Origin of the sequence: Enterobacter cloacae complex sp. EB5 (genome assembly GCF_031432835.1) — a bacterium.
GTDB classification, from domain to species: Bacteria; Pseudomonadota; Gammaproteobacteria; order Enterobacterales; family Enterobacteriaceae; genus Enterobacter; species Enterobacter hormaechei_C.
In genome coordinates this window covers 2,412,005-2,426,294 of record NZ_CP133860.1, presented here as the reverse complement: position 1 = coordinate 2,426,294, position 14,290 = coordinate 2,412,005, and the positions used below count along the sequence as shown (strand labels likewise).

13 protein-coding genes are annotated in these 14,290 nt (G+C 56.8%); 6 read left to right on the top strand and 7 right to left on the bottom strand.

All coding sequences use genetic code 11. From position 1 onward, the window contains the following. Positions 1-36 precede the first annotated feature (36 nt). Entirely contained in the window at positions 37-2,124 is a 2,088-nt protein-coding gene (locus RHN82_RS11465; protein ID WP_047050466.1) for a YccS/YhfK family putative transporter, read from the top strand. Here the strand turns inward: RHN82_RS11465 and RHN82_RS11460 are convergent. The 4 genes from RHN82_RS11460 to ppiA form a co-directional block, all read right to left on the bottom strand. Next, complete coding sequence (locus RHN82_RS11460) at positions 2,121-3,341, bottom strand: aspartate aminotransferase family protein (RefSeq protein WP_162270690.1); 1,221 nt, start codon at positions 3,339-3,341, stop codon at positions 2,121-2,123. The genes RHN82_RS11465 and RHN82_RS11460 overlap by 4 nt on opposite strands. A gap of 87 nt (positions 3,342-3,428) precedes the next feature. Beyond that, positions 3,429-3,992 (bottom strand): aminodeoxychorismate synthase component 2, encoded by a 564-nt coding sequence (pabA, locus tag RHN82_RS11455; protein WP_017693873.1) that lies wholly within the window; start codon positions 3,990-3,992, stop codon positions 3,429-3,431. 30 nt (positions 3,993-4,022) lie between these two features. Continuing rightward, on the bottom strand, positions 4,023-4,607 hold the full coding sequence (locus RHN82_RS11450) for a putative adenosine monophosphate-protein transferase Fic (protein ID WP_047050467.1): 585 nt from the start codon (positions 4,605-4,607) through the stop codon (positions 4,023-4,025). A 105-nt stretch (positions 4,608-4,712) separates the two neighbouring features. After that, positions 4,713-5,285 (bottom strand): peptidylprolyl isomerase A, encoded by a 573-nt coding sequence (gene ppiA / locus RHN82_RS11445; RefSeq protein WP_003861649.1) that lies wholly within the window; start codon positions 5,283-5,285, stop codon positions 4,713-4,715. 278 nt (positions 5,286-5,563) lie between these two features. On the opposite strand from ppiA, the gene tsgA reads away from it, so the two are divergent. The 5 genes from tsgA to RHN82_RS11420 all read left to right on the top strand — a co-directional run bounded on the left by tsgA (position 5,564) and on the right by RHN82_RS11420 (position 11,694). Then, the gene (tsgA, locus tag RHN82_RS11440; protein ID WP_003861648.1) at positions 5,564-6,748 is read left to right on the top strand and encodes an MFS transporter TsgA; all 1,185 of its coding nucleotides are present in this window, start codon (positions 5,564-5,566) and stop codon (positions 6,746-6,748) included. 258 nt (positions 6,749-7,006) lie between these two features. Then, a complete protein-coding gene (gene nirB / locus RHN82_RS11435) occupies positions 7,007-9,550 on the top strand; it encodes a nitrite reductase large subunit NirB (RefSeq protein WP_047050469.1) in 2,544 nt (847 codons plus the stop codon). After that, positions 9,547-9,873 (top strand): nitrite reductase small subunit NirD, encoded by a 327-nt coding sequence (gene nirD, locus RHN82_RS11430; RefSeq protein WP_015571429.1) that lies wholly within the window; start codon positions 9,547-9,549, stop codon positions 9,871-9,873. Before nirB ends, nirD begins: the two co-directional genes overlap by 4 nt. A 134-nt stretch (positions 9,874-10,007) precedes the next feature. Then, a complete protein-coding gene (gene cysG, locus RHN82_RS11425; RefSeq protein WP_023298772.1) occupies positions 10,008-11,381 on the top strand; it encodes a siroheme synthase CysG in 1,374 nt (457 codons plus the stop codon). 142 nt (positions 11,382-11,523) lie between these two features. After that, the gene (locus RHN82_RS11420) at positions 11,524-11,694 is read left to right on the top strand and encodes a YhfL family protein (RefSeq protein ID WP_003861638.1); all 171 of its coding nucleotides are present in this window, start codon (positions 11,524-11,526) and stop codon (positions 11,692-11,694) included. Between the two features lie 131 nt (positions 11,695-11,825). Here RHN82_RS11420 and trpS read toward each other — a convergent pair whose 3' ends face one another. The 3 genes from trpS to rpe are packed head-to-tail and all read right to left on the bottom strand — an operon-like array spanning position 11,826 to position 14,254. Next, complete coding sequence (gene trpS, locus RHN82_RS11415; protein WP_015571430.1) at positions 11,826-12,830, bottom strand: tryptophan--tRNA ligase; 1,005 nt, start codon at positions 12,828-12,830, stop codon at positions 11,826-11,828. Beyond that, the gene (gene gph / locus RHN82_RS11410; RefSeq protein WP_047050473.1) at positions 12,823-13,584 is read right to left on the bottom strand and encodes a phosphoglycolate phosphatase; all 762 of its coding nucleotides are present in this window, start codon (positions 13,582-13,584) and stop codon (positions 12,823-12,825) included. The genes trpS and gph overlap by 8 nt, the downstream gene beginning before the upstream one ends. Further along, positions 13,577-14,254 carry a ribulose-phosphate 3-epimerase gene (gene rpe, locus RHN82_RS11405; protein WP_003861634.1) on the bottom strand — a complete coding sequence of 226 codons (678 nt, stop codon included), beginning with the start codon at positions 14,252-14,254 and terminating at the stop codon, positions 13,577-13,579. The genes gph and rpe overlap by 8 nt, the downstream gene beginning before the upstream one ends. Between the last annotated feature and the right edge of the window lie 36 nt (positions 14,255-14,290).

The following is a 14,290-nucleotide window of genomic DNA, read 5'->3' as shown; positions in this document are numbered from 1 at the left end:
CCGCAGGGTGGCACGCCGTTTTTGTCTCTACTCCTCATGTGGCGCAGGCTGATCTATCACCCGGAAGTTAACTACGCACTGCGACAAACGCTGGTGTTGTGTCTTCCCGTGGCCGTGGGCCTGATCTTCGGACATCTTCAGCAAGGCCTGCTGTTTTCCCTCGTGCCCGCCTGCTGCAACATTGCCGGTCTGGATACGCCGCATAAACGCTTTTTCAAACGTCTGATTATTGGCGGCTGCCTGTTTGCCGGCTGTAGCCTTGCCGTACAACTCTTACTGGCCCGCGACATTCCTCTGCCGCTGATCCTGACCGTGCTGGCGATGACGCTCGGCGTCACCGCCGAAATCAGCTCGCTGCACGCCCGCCTGCTTCCCGCGTCGCTGATTGCCGCCATCTTCACCTTAAGCCTTGCGGGCAATATGCCGGTGTGGGAGCCATTGCTGATCTACGCCCTCGGCACGCTGTGGTACGGGCTGTTTAACTGGTTCTGGTTCTGGCTGTGGCGGGAACAGCCGCTGCGCGAATCCCTGAGCCTGCTCTACGTGCAGCTTGCTGAATACTGCGAAGCAAAATACACCCTGCTCACTCAACATACCGACCCGGAAAAATCCCTGCCGCCGCTGCTGGCGCGCCAGCAAAAAGTGGTGGATCTGATCAGCCAGTGCTATCAGCAGTTGCACATGCTTGCCGCCAACAAAAATCATGAATACAAGCGGCTGCTGCGTACCTTCCAGGTCGGGCTGGATTTGCAGGAGCATATCTCCGTCAGCCTTCATAATCCGGAAGAGGTGCAAAAGCTGGTGGAGCGCAGCCATGCGGAAGCGGTGATCCGCTGGAACGCGCAGACCGTCGCGGCCCGCCTGCGGGTGCTGGCTGACGATATCCTCTATCACCGCTACCCGACGCGCTTTAACATGGACAAACAGCTCGGCGCGCTGGAAAAGATTGCGCGTCAGCACGCGGATAACCCGGTCGGGCAATTTGCTGCCTGGCATTTCAGCCGCATCGCCCGGGTGTTACGCACCCAGCGCCCGCTTTATGCCCGGGACCTGATGGCCGATAAGCAAAAACGGCTGCCGCTGCTGCCCGCGCTCAAAAGCTATCTTTCACTGAAATCTTCCGCCCTGCGCAATGCCGCGCGGATCAGTGTGATGCTGAGCATCGCCAGCCTGATGGGAATGGCCCTGCACCTGCCAAAACCCTACTGGATCTTAATGACCGTGCTGTTTGTCACCCAGAACGGCTATGGCGCAACGCGGGTGCGCATTCTGCATCGGGCGGGCGGTACGATGGCGGGGCTGATTATCGCGGGCGTGACGCTGCACTTCCATGTGCCGGAAGGCTATACCCTGGCCGGTATGCTGGCGATCACGCTGGTGAGCTACCTGATCATCCGCAAAAACTACGGCTGGGCGATGGTGGGCTTTACGGTAACGGCGGTGTATACCCTGCAACTGCTCACGCTTAACGGGGAACAGTTTATTATTGCCCGGCTGGTCGATACGCTGATTGGCTGCCTGATCGCCTTTGGCGGCATGGTCTGGCTGTGGCCGCAGTGGCAGAGCGGGCTGCTCAGGCAGAACGCCCACGACGCGCTGGAAGCTGACCAGCAGGCCATTCGTCTTATTCTGAGCGATGACCCGCAGCCCTCTCCGCTGGCCTACGAGCGCATGAAGGTCAACCAGGCGCATAACGCCCTGTTCAACTCCCTTAACCAGGCCATGCAGGAGCCGGGCTTTAACGCGCACTACCTGGCGGATATGAAGCTGTGGGTCACGCACAGCCAGTTTATCGTCGAGCACATCAATGCCATGACCACGCTGGCGCGGGAGCACACGATGCTGACGCCGGATCTGGCGCAGCGCTATTTGCAGTCGTGTGAAATTGCGTTGCAGCGCTGTCAGCAGCGTCTGGAGTATGACGCGCCGGGCGAGTCAGGGGATTCGAACATTCTGGAAGCGCCGGAGACGCTGACCCACGGGCCGATGAGCACCCTTGAGCAGCATTTGCAGCGTGTTCTCGGGCACCTGAACACCATGCACACCATTTCGTCGGTGGCATGGCGTCAGCGCCCGCATCACGGGATTTGGTTAACGCGCCGGTTAAAACGAACCGCGTATTAGCCGCTGACGATCTTCGCGACCGCCGCGGCAAAACGGGTTAATCCGTCTTCGATGTCTTTGTCCTCCACCACCAGCGATGGCGCAAAGCGCATCACGTCCGGCCCGGCGTTGAGCACCATGACGCCTTCGTGCGCGGCGGCGTGCAGGAAATCGCGCGCGCGGCCTTTGTACTGCGGCTTCAGTTCGGCGCCGATCAGCAGCCCCATCCCGCGGATTTCGCTGAAGACATCAAACTGTTCGTCAATCTGCTGAAGATGTTTCACAAACAGGTCGCGTTTCGCATTCACGCCCTTCAGGACGTCCGGCGTATTAATGATGTCGAACGCCGCACCCGCCACGGCGCACGCCAGCGGATTACCGCCGTAGGTGGAGCCGTGTGAGCCCACATGAAATGCGGAAGCGATATCCTGGGTGGTGAGCACCGCACTGACCGGGAAACCGCCGCCGAGCGCTTTCGCGCTGGTCAGAATATCCGGCGTTACGCCGTAGTGCATATAAGCAAACAGGTCTCCGGTACGCCCCATCCCACACTGCACTTCATCAAACACCAGCAGCGCCTGGTGCTCGTCGCACAGCTCGCGCAGCCCTTGCAGAAATTCCGGGGTGGCCGCCGTGACGCCGCCTTCCCCCTGAATGGGCTCGACCACCACGGCACAGGTGTGATCGTCCATCACCGCTTTAACGGCGTGCAGATCGTTAAACGGCACGTGGATGATATCCGCAGGTTTCGGACCAAAGCCGTCGGAATACTTCGGCTGGCCGCCAACGGAAACGGTAAAGAAGGAGCGACCGTGGAAGGCGTTATGGAAGGCGATGATTTTGGTTTTGTACGGGCTATGACGCGTGGTTGCGTAGTAGCGCGCCAGCTTAAAGGCGGTTTCGTTGGCTTCGGTGCCGGAGTTCATAAACAGCACGCGTTCGGCGAAGGTGGCATCGATGATCTTACGCCCCAGACGCAGCGCCGGTTCGTTGGTGAATACGTTGCTGGTGTGCCACAGCGTTTCGCCCTGCGTTTTCAGCGCGTCCACCAGCGCAGGATGGCAATGGCCCAGCGCCGTCACCGCAATACCGCCTGCGAAATCAACATACTCGTTGCCCTGCTGATCCCAGACGCGGCTGCCTCTCCCTTTTACCGGGATAAACTCAGCCGGTGCATAAATCGGTAGGATCACTTCATCGAATGTCGCGCGGGTAATTGCTGGTTGTTCAGTTGCCATGTCATGACCATCCATTTTTATGTCACATTGATTGTGAAAATATAATCACAAAATATGCATAAAAAATCACAACAAGGCAACAGATATTCAGCGATTAAGGAAATTGGCCAGCAGCGCGTGACCCTGTTCGCTGAGAATGCTTTCCGGGTGGAACTGCACCCCTTCCAGATCGTACTCGCGGTGGCGAATGCCCATGATCTCCTGCGTCTCGCTCCAGGCGGTGACCTCAAAGCAGGCCGGCAGGGTCGGCGGATCAATGATCAGAGAATGGTAGCGCGTCACGGTTAACGGATTGTTTAGCCCCAGGAATACGCCGGTACCGGTGTGCGTGATCGGTGAGGTTTTGCCGTGCATGACTTTCGCGGCACGGACAATGGTGGCGCCAAAGACCTGCGCAATGGCCTGATGGCCCAGGCAGACGCCCAGAATCGGCAGTTTGCCCGCATAGTGGCGGATGACCTCCAGCGAGATGCCGGATTCCGACGGCGTACACGGCCCGGGCGAAATCACGATTTTCTGGGGCGCCAGCGCGTCAATGTCAGCCAGCGCGATCTCATCGTTACGGCGGACAACCACCTCTGCCCCCAGCTCACAAAAGTACTGGTAAAGGTTCCAGGTAAAGGAATCGTAGTTATCAATCAGCAGAATCATGGCGGCTCCTGAAAAAATGGCCGCCCTATTTTACGCAGATTCCCGCGCTTCGCTCACAACTTTGGCAAAGATGGCGTTCAGGGCGGTCAAATCCCCCATTGCCCCGCTCTGGTTGGCGGCGGCCCAGTCGTCCGGGTCGATCCCCTGCCAGTTCAGCACATAGCCCGCATGAATAGCCAGTTGTTCAAAGAAGATCCGCTGGGCCACGCCATTACCGCTCATAAACGGATGTAGCATATTGATTTCACAGTAGTAATGACTGATTCTGTCTGTAAACTCTTCTTTCTGAAGGCCCACCAGATATTTATCACTTTCCAGCGAAGCCATCAGCTCATTACCCACTTTCTCGATGTACTCGAAATGGCAAAAAGGAATGTCGCCCTTGGAAATATCGGCGGTGCGCAGCTCGCCCGCGCCTTTCATTTCGTTGCGGAATAAATGGCGGTGAATAAGACACAGATGGGGTAAACCCGGAGCGGAAGGCCCCAGTTCCAGCGTCTCGATATCAGGTTTAGCGGGACCCTTGCCTTTTTCAAGGAGGCAGCTGGCCTGAAAATTGACCTTACGTTGTTGCTCCCAGAGACGGGATTTTTGCTTGTCGGTGAGTTTTTTCACTACGCCTCCCTGAATAGTCCGTTTGCCACAAGTATAAGCAGCAAAACGCGCTTTCGCAGGGAGGGCGGAAAGACACGGGCAGGATATGCCCGTGTGGAAGAACGATTACGGCAGCACTTTCGCGGAGAGAATGACGACAGGCTTAGTCGGCACATTCTGGTATGGACCGACATCGTGAGTCTGAACCTGAGAGATCTTATCCGCCACGTCCATGCCTTTCACCACTTTGCCGAACACCGCGTAGCCAAAGTCGCGCTGACCGTGGTCCAGGAAGGCGTTATCAGCCACGTTGAGGAAGAACTGGCTGGTGGCGCTGTCTTTGTCCGCCGTACGCGCCATGGAGATGGTGCCGCGCTTGTTCAGCAGGCCGTTGTCTGCTTCATTTTTGATGGGCGGGTTAGGCTGTTTCTGCTGCATCTGCTCGTTAAAACCGCCACCCTGAATCATAAAGCCCGGGATCACGCGGTGGAACGTGGTGTTGTTATAAAAACCACTGTTCACGTAGTCGAGGAAGTTTTTCACCGAAACAGGGGCTTTCTGGCTATCCAGCTCCAGCTCAATATTCCCCGCAGAGGTAGTCAGCAGGACGTGAGGGTCTCCTTTGGCTGCCAGCGCAGCAGGGGAAACGGCAGAAAGAGCAAACACAGCTGCGACAGCCGCCAGTGTTGATTTGAGCATGAGAATTCCTTAACAAAGCGCAGTATAAAAAGCGAATGGCTTGATTCTAAAGAGCAGTATGAACCCAGACCAGTCTTTTACCTAATTTTACCAAATTGAAACAATTATTACCGCGCAAACGATTGTTCAGCCCGCAACGCAATGTGATCTGCATCACGTTAAAGCCTGCAATTGTGCTCAAAATTTTCTGAAAAGATTTAATTAGATCACTTTCGCGACTAAAATCTGCCCGCTCAAACGCAGTCATTGCGTTTTTCTTTACTTTTAACAGGCCAGACATGACTAACAGCAATCGCATCAAGCTCACATGGATCAGCTTCTTCTCTTACGCCCTGACCGGCGCGTTGGTGATCGTCACCGGGATGGTGATGGGAAATATCGCAGACTACTTCCAGCTGCCCGTTTCCAGCATGAGTAACACCTTCACCTTCCTGAACGCGGGGATCCTGATCTCTATTTTCCTGAATGCCTGGCTGATGGAAATCGTGCCGCTGAAAACGCAGCTGCGTTTCGGCTTCGTGCTGATGGTTGCCGCCGTGGCGGGCCTGATGCTGAGCCACAGCATCGCCCTCTTCTCTGCCGCCATGTTCGTGCTGGGCCTGGTGAGCGGGATCACCATGTCGATCGGTACATTCCTGATTACGCATATGTATGAAGGCCGCCAGCGCGGCGCGCGTCTACTGTTCACCGACTCCTTCTTCAGCATGGCCGGGATGATTTTCCCGATGGTCGCCGCGTATCTTCTGGCGCGCAGCATTGAGTGGTACTGGGTGTACGCCTGCATTGGTCTGGTTTATGTCGCGATCTTTATTCTCACCTTCGGCTGCGAGTTCCCGGTGCTGGGCAAAAAAGCGCAGACCACGTCCGAGCCGGTTGCGAAAGAAAAATGGGGTATCGGCGTACTGTTCCTCTCCATCGCCGCGCTGTGTTACATCCTCGGCCAGCTGGGCTTTATCTCCTGGGTTCCTGAATACGCGAAAGGACTGGGCATGAGCCTGAACGACGCGGGTAAACTGGTGAGCGATTTCTGGATGTCTTACATGTTCGGCATGTGGGCGTTTAGCTTTATCCTGCGCTTCTTCGACCTGCAACGGATCCTGACCGTTCTGGCGGGTCTGGCGACCGTGCTGATGTATCTGTTCATCAACGGTTCCCCGGAGCATATGCCGTGGTTCATCCTGACCCTGGGCTTCTTCTCCAGCGCGATTTACACCTCGATTATCACCCTTGGCTCTCTTCAGACCAAAGTGGCCTCGCCAAAGCTGGTGAACTTCGTGCTGACCTGCGGCACCATCGGCACCATGCTGACCTTCGTGGTCACGGGCCCGATTGTTGCGCACAGCGGTCCGCTGGCGGCGCTGCATACCGCTAACGGTCTGTATGCCGTGGTGTTCATCATGTGCTTCGTGCTGGGCTTTGTTACCCGTCACCGTCAACACAACCCGGCAACAGCTACCCACTAATCGCCATAACCCCTTTGCGTGCTGCAAAGGGGTTTCTCCCTGCTCACCCGCCTGCCCGCCGATGGGTAAAAACCCCACTAATTTTGTGCAAAAAACGAGCAAGCATAAAAATCAAACAATATCCGTCACTTATAAAAATCCTGACAAATCATAGATATACCCACTAAGGGGTAGGTGAAGGCGTATTTGATTTGCATCAATAAGTGCCCCTGCTGAATCGTTAAGGTAGGCAGTAATAGAAAAGAAATCGAGGCAAAAATGAGCAAAGTCAGACTCGCTATCATCGGTAACGGCATGGTCGGCCACCGCTTTATTGAGGATCTTCTCGATAAAGCCGATGCTGAGCAGTTCGATATTACCGTGTTCTGTGAAGAACCCCGCAAGGCGTACGACCGTGTGCACTTGTCTTCCTACTTCTCTCACCATACCGCCGAAGAGCTCTCTCTGGTGCGTGAAGGGTTCTACGAGAAGCATGGCGTAAAAGTGCTGGTGGGCGAACGTGCTATCACCATCAACCGTCAGGAGAAAGTGATCCACTCCAGCGCCGGACGTACGGTTTTTTACGATAAGCTGATCATGGCGACGGGCTCGTATCCGTGGATCCCGCCTATCAAAGGGTCGGAAACCCAGGATTGCTTCGTTTACCGTACCATTGAAGACCTCAACGCCATTGAATCCTGCGCACGTCGAAGCAAACGCGGCGCGGTTGTCGGCGGTGGTCTGCTGGGTCTGGAAGCGGCAGGCGCACTGAAAAACCTCGGCGTTGAAACCCACGTCATCGAATTTGCCCCGATGCTGATGGCAGAACAGCTGGACCATATGGGTGGCGACCAGCTACGCCGTAAAATCGAAAGCATGGGCGTGAAGGTTCACACCAGCAAGAACACCAAAGAGATCGTGCAGGAAGGCACCGAAGCGCGTAAAACCATGCGCTTTGCAGACGGCAGCGAGCTGGAAGTGGATTTCATCGTCTTCTCCACCGGTATTCGCCCGCGCGACAAGCTGGCCACCCAGTGCGGTCTGGCCGTGGCGCAGCGCGGCGGGATCATGATCAACGACACCTGCCAGACCTCCGATCCGGATATCTACGCTATCGGCGAATGCGCCAGCTGGAATAACCGCGTATACGGCCTGGTTGCACCAGGGTACAAAATGGCGCAGGTCGCCGTTGACCATATCCTCGGCAACGAAAACGCCTTCATCGGCGCAGACATGAGCGCCAAGCTGAAGCTGCTGGGCGTAGACGTGGGCGGTATTGGCGATGCGCATGGCCGCACCCCGAACTCCCGCAGCTATGTTTATCTGGACGAAAGCAAAGAGGTCTACAAACGCCTCATCGTCAGCCAGGACAACAAAACCCTGCTCGGGGCGGTGCTGGTGGGCGATACCAGCGACTTCGGTAACCTGCTCCAGCTGGTGCTGAACGCCATTGAGCTGCCGGAAAACCCAGATGCGCTGATCCTCCCGGCACACGCCTCCAGCGGTAAGCCGTCCATCGGCGTGGATAAACTGCCGGACAGCGCGCAAATCTGTTCCTGCTTCGACGTCACCAAAGGCATGCTGATCTCCGCCATTAACAAAGGCTGCCACACCGTTGCGGCGCTGAAGGCGGAAACCAAAGCCGGGACCGGCTGCGGCGGCTGTATTCCTCTGGTCACCCAGGTGCTGAACGCCGAGCTGGCAAAACAGGGCATTGAAGTGAACAACAACCTGTGCGAGCACTTCGCTTACTCTCGCCAGGAGCTGTATCACCTGATCCGCGTGGAAGGCATTAAGTCCTTCGACGAACTGCTGGAGAAACACGGCCAGGGCTATGGCTGTGAAGTATGTAAGCCTACCGTCGGTTCCCTGCTGGCATCCTGCTGGAACGAATATGTGCTCAAACCAGAACACACTCCGCTTCAGGACACCAACGATAACTTCCTGGCCAATATTCAGAAAGACGGGACTTACTCGGTGATCCCGCGTTCTGCCGGAGGGGAAATCACCCCGGAAGGGCTGGTCGCCGTGGGTCGTATCGCCCGTGAGTTTAATCTGTACACCAAAATCACCGGTTCCCAGCGTATCGGCCTGTTCGGTGCGCAGAAAGATGACCTGCCGGAAATCTGGCGTCAGCTGATTGAAGCGGGCTTTGAAACCGGTCACGCGTACGCCAAGGCGCTGCGCATGGCGAAAACCTGCGTGGGCAGCACCTGGTGCCGCTACGGCGTGGGCGACAGCGTGGGCTTCGGCGTAGAGCTGGAAAACCGCTACAAAGGCATCCGTACGCCGCACAAAATGAAGTTCGGCGTCTCAGGGTGTACCCGTGAATGTGCGGAAGCACAGGGGAAAGACGTGGGTATCATTGCCACGGAGAAAGGCTGGAACCTGTACGTGTGCGGTAACGGCGGGATGAAACCTCGCCATGCGGATCTGCTGGCCGCCGATCTCGATCGCGATACGCTGATCAAATACCTCGACCGCTTCATGATGTTCTACATTCGTACCGCCGATAAGCTGACCCGTACCGCGTCCTGGCTGGATAATCTCGAAGGCGGCATCGACTACCTGAAGTCGGTCATTATCGACGACAAGCTGGGCCTGAATGAACAGCTGGAATCCGAGATGACTCGCCTGCGCGAGGCGGTGATCTGCGAGTGGACCGAAACCGTGAACACCCCAGCGGCGCAGACGCGCTTCAGACACTTTATCAACAGCACCCAGCGCGACCCGAACGTGCAGGTGGTGCCGGAGCGCGAACAGCATCGTCCAGCGACCCCGTATGAACGTATTCCGGTGATGCTGGTGGAGGAAAACGCATGAGCCAGTGGGTAAACATCTGCAACATTAACGACATTCTGCCAGCAACCGGCGTCTGTGCCCTGCTGGGTAACGAGCAGGTGGCGATTTTCCGCCCTCGCCACGATGAACAGGTTTATGCCATCAGCAATATCGACCCGTTCTTCGAGGCCAGCGTGCTCTCCCGCGGTCTGATTGCGGAGCACCAGGGCGAGCTGTGGGTTGCCAGCCCGCTGAAAAAGCAGCGCTTCCGCTTAACCGACGGACTCTGCATGGAAGATGAAAGCTTCTCGGTCAAACACTACGACGTCCGCGTGAAGGATGGCGAGGTGCAGCTGAAAGCGTAACCCCTCGCCTTTCCAATAGGAAAGGCTTATGACCTCTTGTGGGTAGCAGCAGGAAAAACCGTATGTTCTGTACGATCCCTGCTGTTATCCTGACGTCAATTCTTCCCCCGCCATGAATGCTGTGAGGTAACGTCGTGGATCACCTGCCGATTTTTTGTCAATTACGCAACCGCGACTGCCTGCTCGTGGGCGGCGGCGATGTGGCTGAACGCAAGGCGCGCCTGCTGTTAGAGGCGGGCGCCCGACTGACCGTTAATGCCCTCACCTTCGCCCCACAGTTTGACGTCTGGGCGCAGGAAGGGATGCTCACCCAGGTGCAGGGCGAATTTGATGAATCCCTGCTGGATACCTGCTGGCTGACCATCGCCGCAACGGATAACGATGACGTTAACCAGCGCGTCAGCGACGCCTGCGAAGCGCGCCGCATCTTCTGTAACGTGGTGGATGCGCCGAAAGAGGCGAGCTTTATCATGCCGTCGATTATCGACCGTTCACCGCTGATGATTGCGGTGTCGTCCGGTGGCCGCTCACCCGTTCTTGCCCGTCTGCTGCGGGAAAAACTGGAAGCCGTGCTGCCGCAGCATCTTGGTCAGATTGCCCACTACGCCGGGCAGCTGCGTTCCCGCGTGAAGCAAACCTTCGCAACCGTGGGCGAACGCCGTCGCTTCTGGGAGAAGTTCTTTGTCAACGACAGGCTGGCGCAGTCCCTTGCCAATCAGGACACCAAAGCCGTTGAAGAGACGACCGAACAGCTCCTGAGCGAGCCGCTGGACCATCGCGGTGAAGTGGTACTGGTGGGCGCTGGTCCCGGCGATGCGGGCCTGCTGACGCTGAAGGGTCTCCAGCAGATCCAGCAGGCGGACATCGTGGTGTATGACCGTCTGGTCTCTGATGACATCATGAATCTGGTGCGCCGGGATGCTGACCGCGTGTTCGTCGGCAAACGGGCAGGTTATCACTGCGTACCGCAGGAGGAGATCAACCAGATCCTGCTACGGGAAGCGCAAAAAGGTAAGCGCGTGGTGCGCCTGAAGGGTGGCGATCCGTTTATCTTTGGTCGCGGCGGCGAAGAGCTGGAAACCCTGTGCAACGCGGGTATTCCGTTCTCCGTGGTGCCGGGCATTACGGCGGCGTCCGGCTGTTCTGCCTATTCCGGCATTCCGTTAACCCATCGCGACTATGCCCAGAGCGTGCGCCTGGTGACGGGCCACCTGAAAACCGGCAGCGAACTGGACTGGCATAATCTGGCCGCTGAAAAGCAGACGCTGGTGTTCTATATGGGGCTAAATCAGGCAGCCACGATTCAGGCGAAACTGCTGGAGCACGGCATGGAAGCAGATATGCCGGTCGCGCTGGTGGAAAACGGCACCGCCATTACCCAGCGCGTGGTCGATGGCGTGCTGACGCAGTTGGGTGAGCTGGCGCAGCAGGTTGAAAGCCCGGCGCTGATCGTGGTGGGTCGCGTGGTAGCCCTGCGCGAAAAACTGAACTGGTTCTCCAGCCACTAACGCATAATCTCTCCCGGGAGTAGTCTTTAAGCGGACTACTCCCTTCTTACCTCAGTCGATAACATACCGCCCGCATAATGGAACTTTTCCATTTATTCCCTCGTGTTACATCCAATTTTCGATTTTTTGACAAGGAATGCGTATGTTCAAACTGGCAAAAGCTGCCGTACTGGTCGGCCTGTTAACAACTCTGACGGCCTGCACCGGTCACGTTCAAAATACTAAAAATAATTGCAGCTACGATTACCTGCTACACCCGGCGATCTCCATTTCGAAGATCATCGGCGGTTGCGGCCCGGCGGCACAGCAGTAAGCGTTTTTCAGGCGTAAAAAAACCGGGGATGTCCCGGTTTTTTTGTCAGTTTTGTCGGGTGGCGCTAACGCTTACCCGACCTGCACAGTCCCGTAGGCCGGGTAAGCGTTAGCGCCACCCGGCAAAGCGGCTTAAGGTTTCGCCACAAACCCAATCGCGTCATACACCGCTTTCAGGGTTTCGGAGGCGCGCGCGCTGGCTTTTTCCGCGCCCTCTTTCATCACTTTTTGCAGGAAAGCTTCGTCGTTACGGTAACGGTGATAGCGCTCCTGCAACTCGGTCAGCATGCCGGAAACCGCGTCTGCCACTTCGCCTTTCAGGTGGCCGTACATCTTGCCTTCAAAGTGTTTTTCCAGCTCAGGGATGCTCTGTCCGGTCACACCGGAGAGAATGTCCAGCAGGTTGGACACGCCCGCTTTGTTCTGCACGTCGTAGCGCACCACTGGCGGCTCGTCGGAGTCGGTCACCGCACGCTTGAGCTTTTTCACCACCGATTTCGGATCTTCCAGCAGGCCGATAACGTTGTTGCGGTTATCGTCAGACTTGGACATCTTTTTGGTCGGCTCCAGCAGGGACATCACGCGCGCGCCGGATTTCGGAATAAACGGCTCAGGCACTTTGAACACGTCACCGTAAAGCGCATTGAAGCGCTGGGCAATATCGCGGCTCAGCTCCAGGTGCTGCTTCTGGTCTTCACCCACCGGCACCTGGTTGGTCTGGTACAGCAGAATGTCGGCCGCCATCAGCACCGGATAATCAAACAGACCGGCGTTGATATTCTCAGAGTAGCGCGCAGACTTATCCTTGAACTGGGTCATGCGGCTCAGCTCGCCGAAATAGGTGTAGCAGTTCAGCGCCCAGCCCAGCTGCGCGTGCTCTGGCACGTGAGACTGAACGAAAATGGTGCTCTTCTCTGGATCGATACCGCACGCCAGGTACAGCGCCAGCGTATCGAGCGTTGCTTTGCGCAGCTTCTCGGGATCCTGACGCGCGGTGATAGCATGCAAATCCACGATGCAGTAAATGCAGTGGTAGTCATCCTGCATGCTCACCCACTGACGTAACGCACCCATGTAGTTACCAATGGTCAGTTCACCTGAAGGCTGTGCGCCACTAAAAACGATGGGCTTAGTCATTATTCAATTCCTGATGTTCACTGTGCGAGAGCCCGAGTGCGGGCAACAAATCTTTGAAGTGGTCGAACACAACGTCCGGCTCACTCAGCGTAATGGCTTCACCGTAGTTGTAGCCGTAGGTCAACCCAACCGACGGGCAACCTGCCGCTCTGGCAGCCAGAATATCATTGCGGGAATCCCCGACAAAGAGCAGCTCCGCAGGCGCTAAGGATAATTTTCCTGCCACCAGCAATAGCGGTTCCGGATGCGGCTTTTTATTCTGCACGTCATCGCCGCCCACAATTACGGAGAAGTATTTCGCGATATCCAGCGCTTCCAGCAGAGACGCAACGAACGGTGTCGGCTTGTTAGTCACCAGCCCCAGCGGGATGCCTTTGGCATGTAGCGCGCTCAGCGTTTCAGCGACATCCGGGAACAGGAAGCTGCCCTCTTCGACGGTCTCTTCGTAGAAACGGTCGAACAGTTTGCGCAGAATACGCTGCTGCTCATCCTGGGGAATATCCGCGTGGTCGACACTCGGTTTCCCTTGCGCGGAACGCTGAGAGGCACGCTCCTGACGAGCCCAGGTCAGCGCGCGCTCCATCAGCACGTCTGCACCGTTACCAATCCACGTCACCACGCGCTCTTCGCCCGCAACGGGCAGTTCAAGGGCATACAGCGCCTGATCGACGGCGCTGGTTAATCCTGGCGCGCTGTCGACCAGCGTGCCGTCGAGGTCAAATGCTACACCCCGAATAGCCTGCAATTTATCCATGACTTACCTTCGCCAGTTCACGGCGCATTTCATCAATGACTTTTTTGTAATCCGGTTGATCGAAGATGGCGGAGCCTGCGACGAACATATCCGCCCCTGCCGCCGCAATCTCACCGATGTTATTGACCTTCACGCCGCCGTCCACTTCCAGACGAATATCATAGCCAGACTCATCGATACGGCGGCGCACTTCACGCAGTTTGTCGAGGGTCTGAGGGATAAATGACTGACCACCAAAGCCTGGGTTGACGGACATCAGCAGGATCACGTCCAGCTTGTCCATCACGTAGTCGAGATAGCTCAGCGGGGTCGCCGGGTTAAAGACCAGTCCCGCCTTACAGCCGTTCTCTTTGATCAGCTGAAGCGTGCGGTCAACATGTTCGGAGGCTTCCGGGTGGAAAGTGATGATGCTGGCACCCGCCGCGGCGAAATCAGGCACGATGCGGTCAACCGGTTTCACCATCAGATGCACGTCAATGGGCGCGGTGATCCCGTAGTTACGCAGCGCTTTAAGCACCATCGGACCGATGGTCAGGTTGGGAACGTAGTGGTTATCCATAACGTCGAAATGGACGACATCCGCGCCAGCCGCGAGAGCTTTGGCAGTGTCTTCACCCAGGCGGGCAAAATCGGCCGACAGAATTGAGGGGGCAATCAAAAACTGTTTCATCCGCATCTCCTTGAAATGTGTTTACCGGCGGGCAAA

Coding starts and splice junctions, on each gene's coding strand:
- RHN82_RS11465 (WP_047050466.1), top strand. CDS start 37: ATGTGGCGCAGGCTGATCTATCACCCGGAAGTTAACTACGCACTGCGA.
- RHN82_RS11460 (WP_162270690.1), bottom strand. CDS start 3,341: ATGGCAACTGAACAACCAGCAATTACCCGCGCGACATTCGATGAAGTG.
- pabA (WP_017693873.1), bottom strand. CDS start 3,992: ATGATTCTGCTGATTGATAACTACGATTCCTTTACCTGGAACCTTTAC.
- ppiA (WP_003861649.1), bottom strand. CDS start 5,285: ATGCTCAAATCAACACTGGCGGCTGTCGCAGCTGTGTTTGCTCTTTCT.
- tsgA (WP_003861648.1), top strand. CDS start 5,564: ATGACTAACAGCAATCGCATCAAGCTCACATGGATCAGCTTCTTCTCT.
- nirB (WP_047050469.1), top strand. CDS start 7,007: ATGAGCAAAGTCAGACTCGCTATCATCGGTAACGGCATGGTCGGCCAC.
- nirD (WP_015571429.1), top strand. CDS start 9,547: ATGAGCCAGTGGGTAAACATCTGCAACATTAACGACATTCTGCCAGCA.
- RHN82_RS11420 (WP_003861638.1), top strand. CDS start 11,524: ATGTTCAAACTGGCAAAAGCTGCCGTACTGGTCGGCCTGTTAACAACT.
- trpS (WP_015571430.1), bottom strand. CDS start 12,830: ATGACTAAGCCCATCGTTTTTAGTGGCGCACAGCCTTCAGGTGAACTG.
- gph (WP_047050473.1), bottom strand. CDS start 13,584: ATGGATAAATTGCAGGCTATTCGGGGTGTAGCATTTGACCTCGACGGC.
- rpe (WP_003861634.1), bottom strand. CDS start 14,254: ATGAAACAGTTTTTGATTGCCCCCTCAATTCTGTCGGCCGATTTTGCC.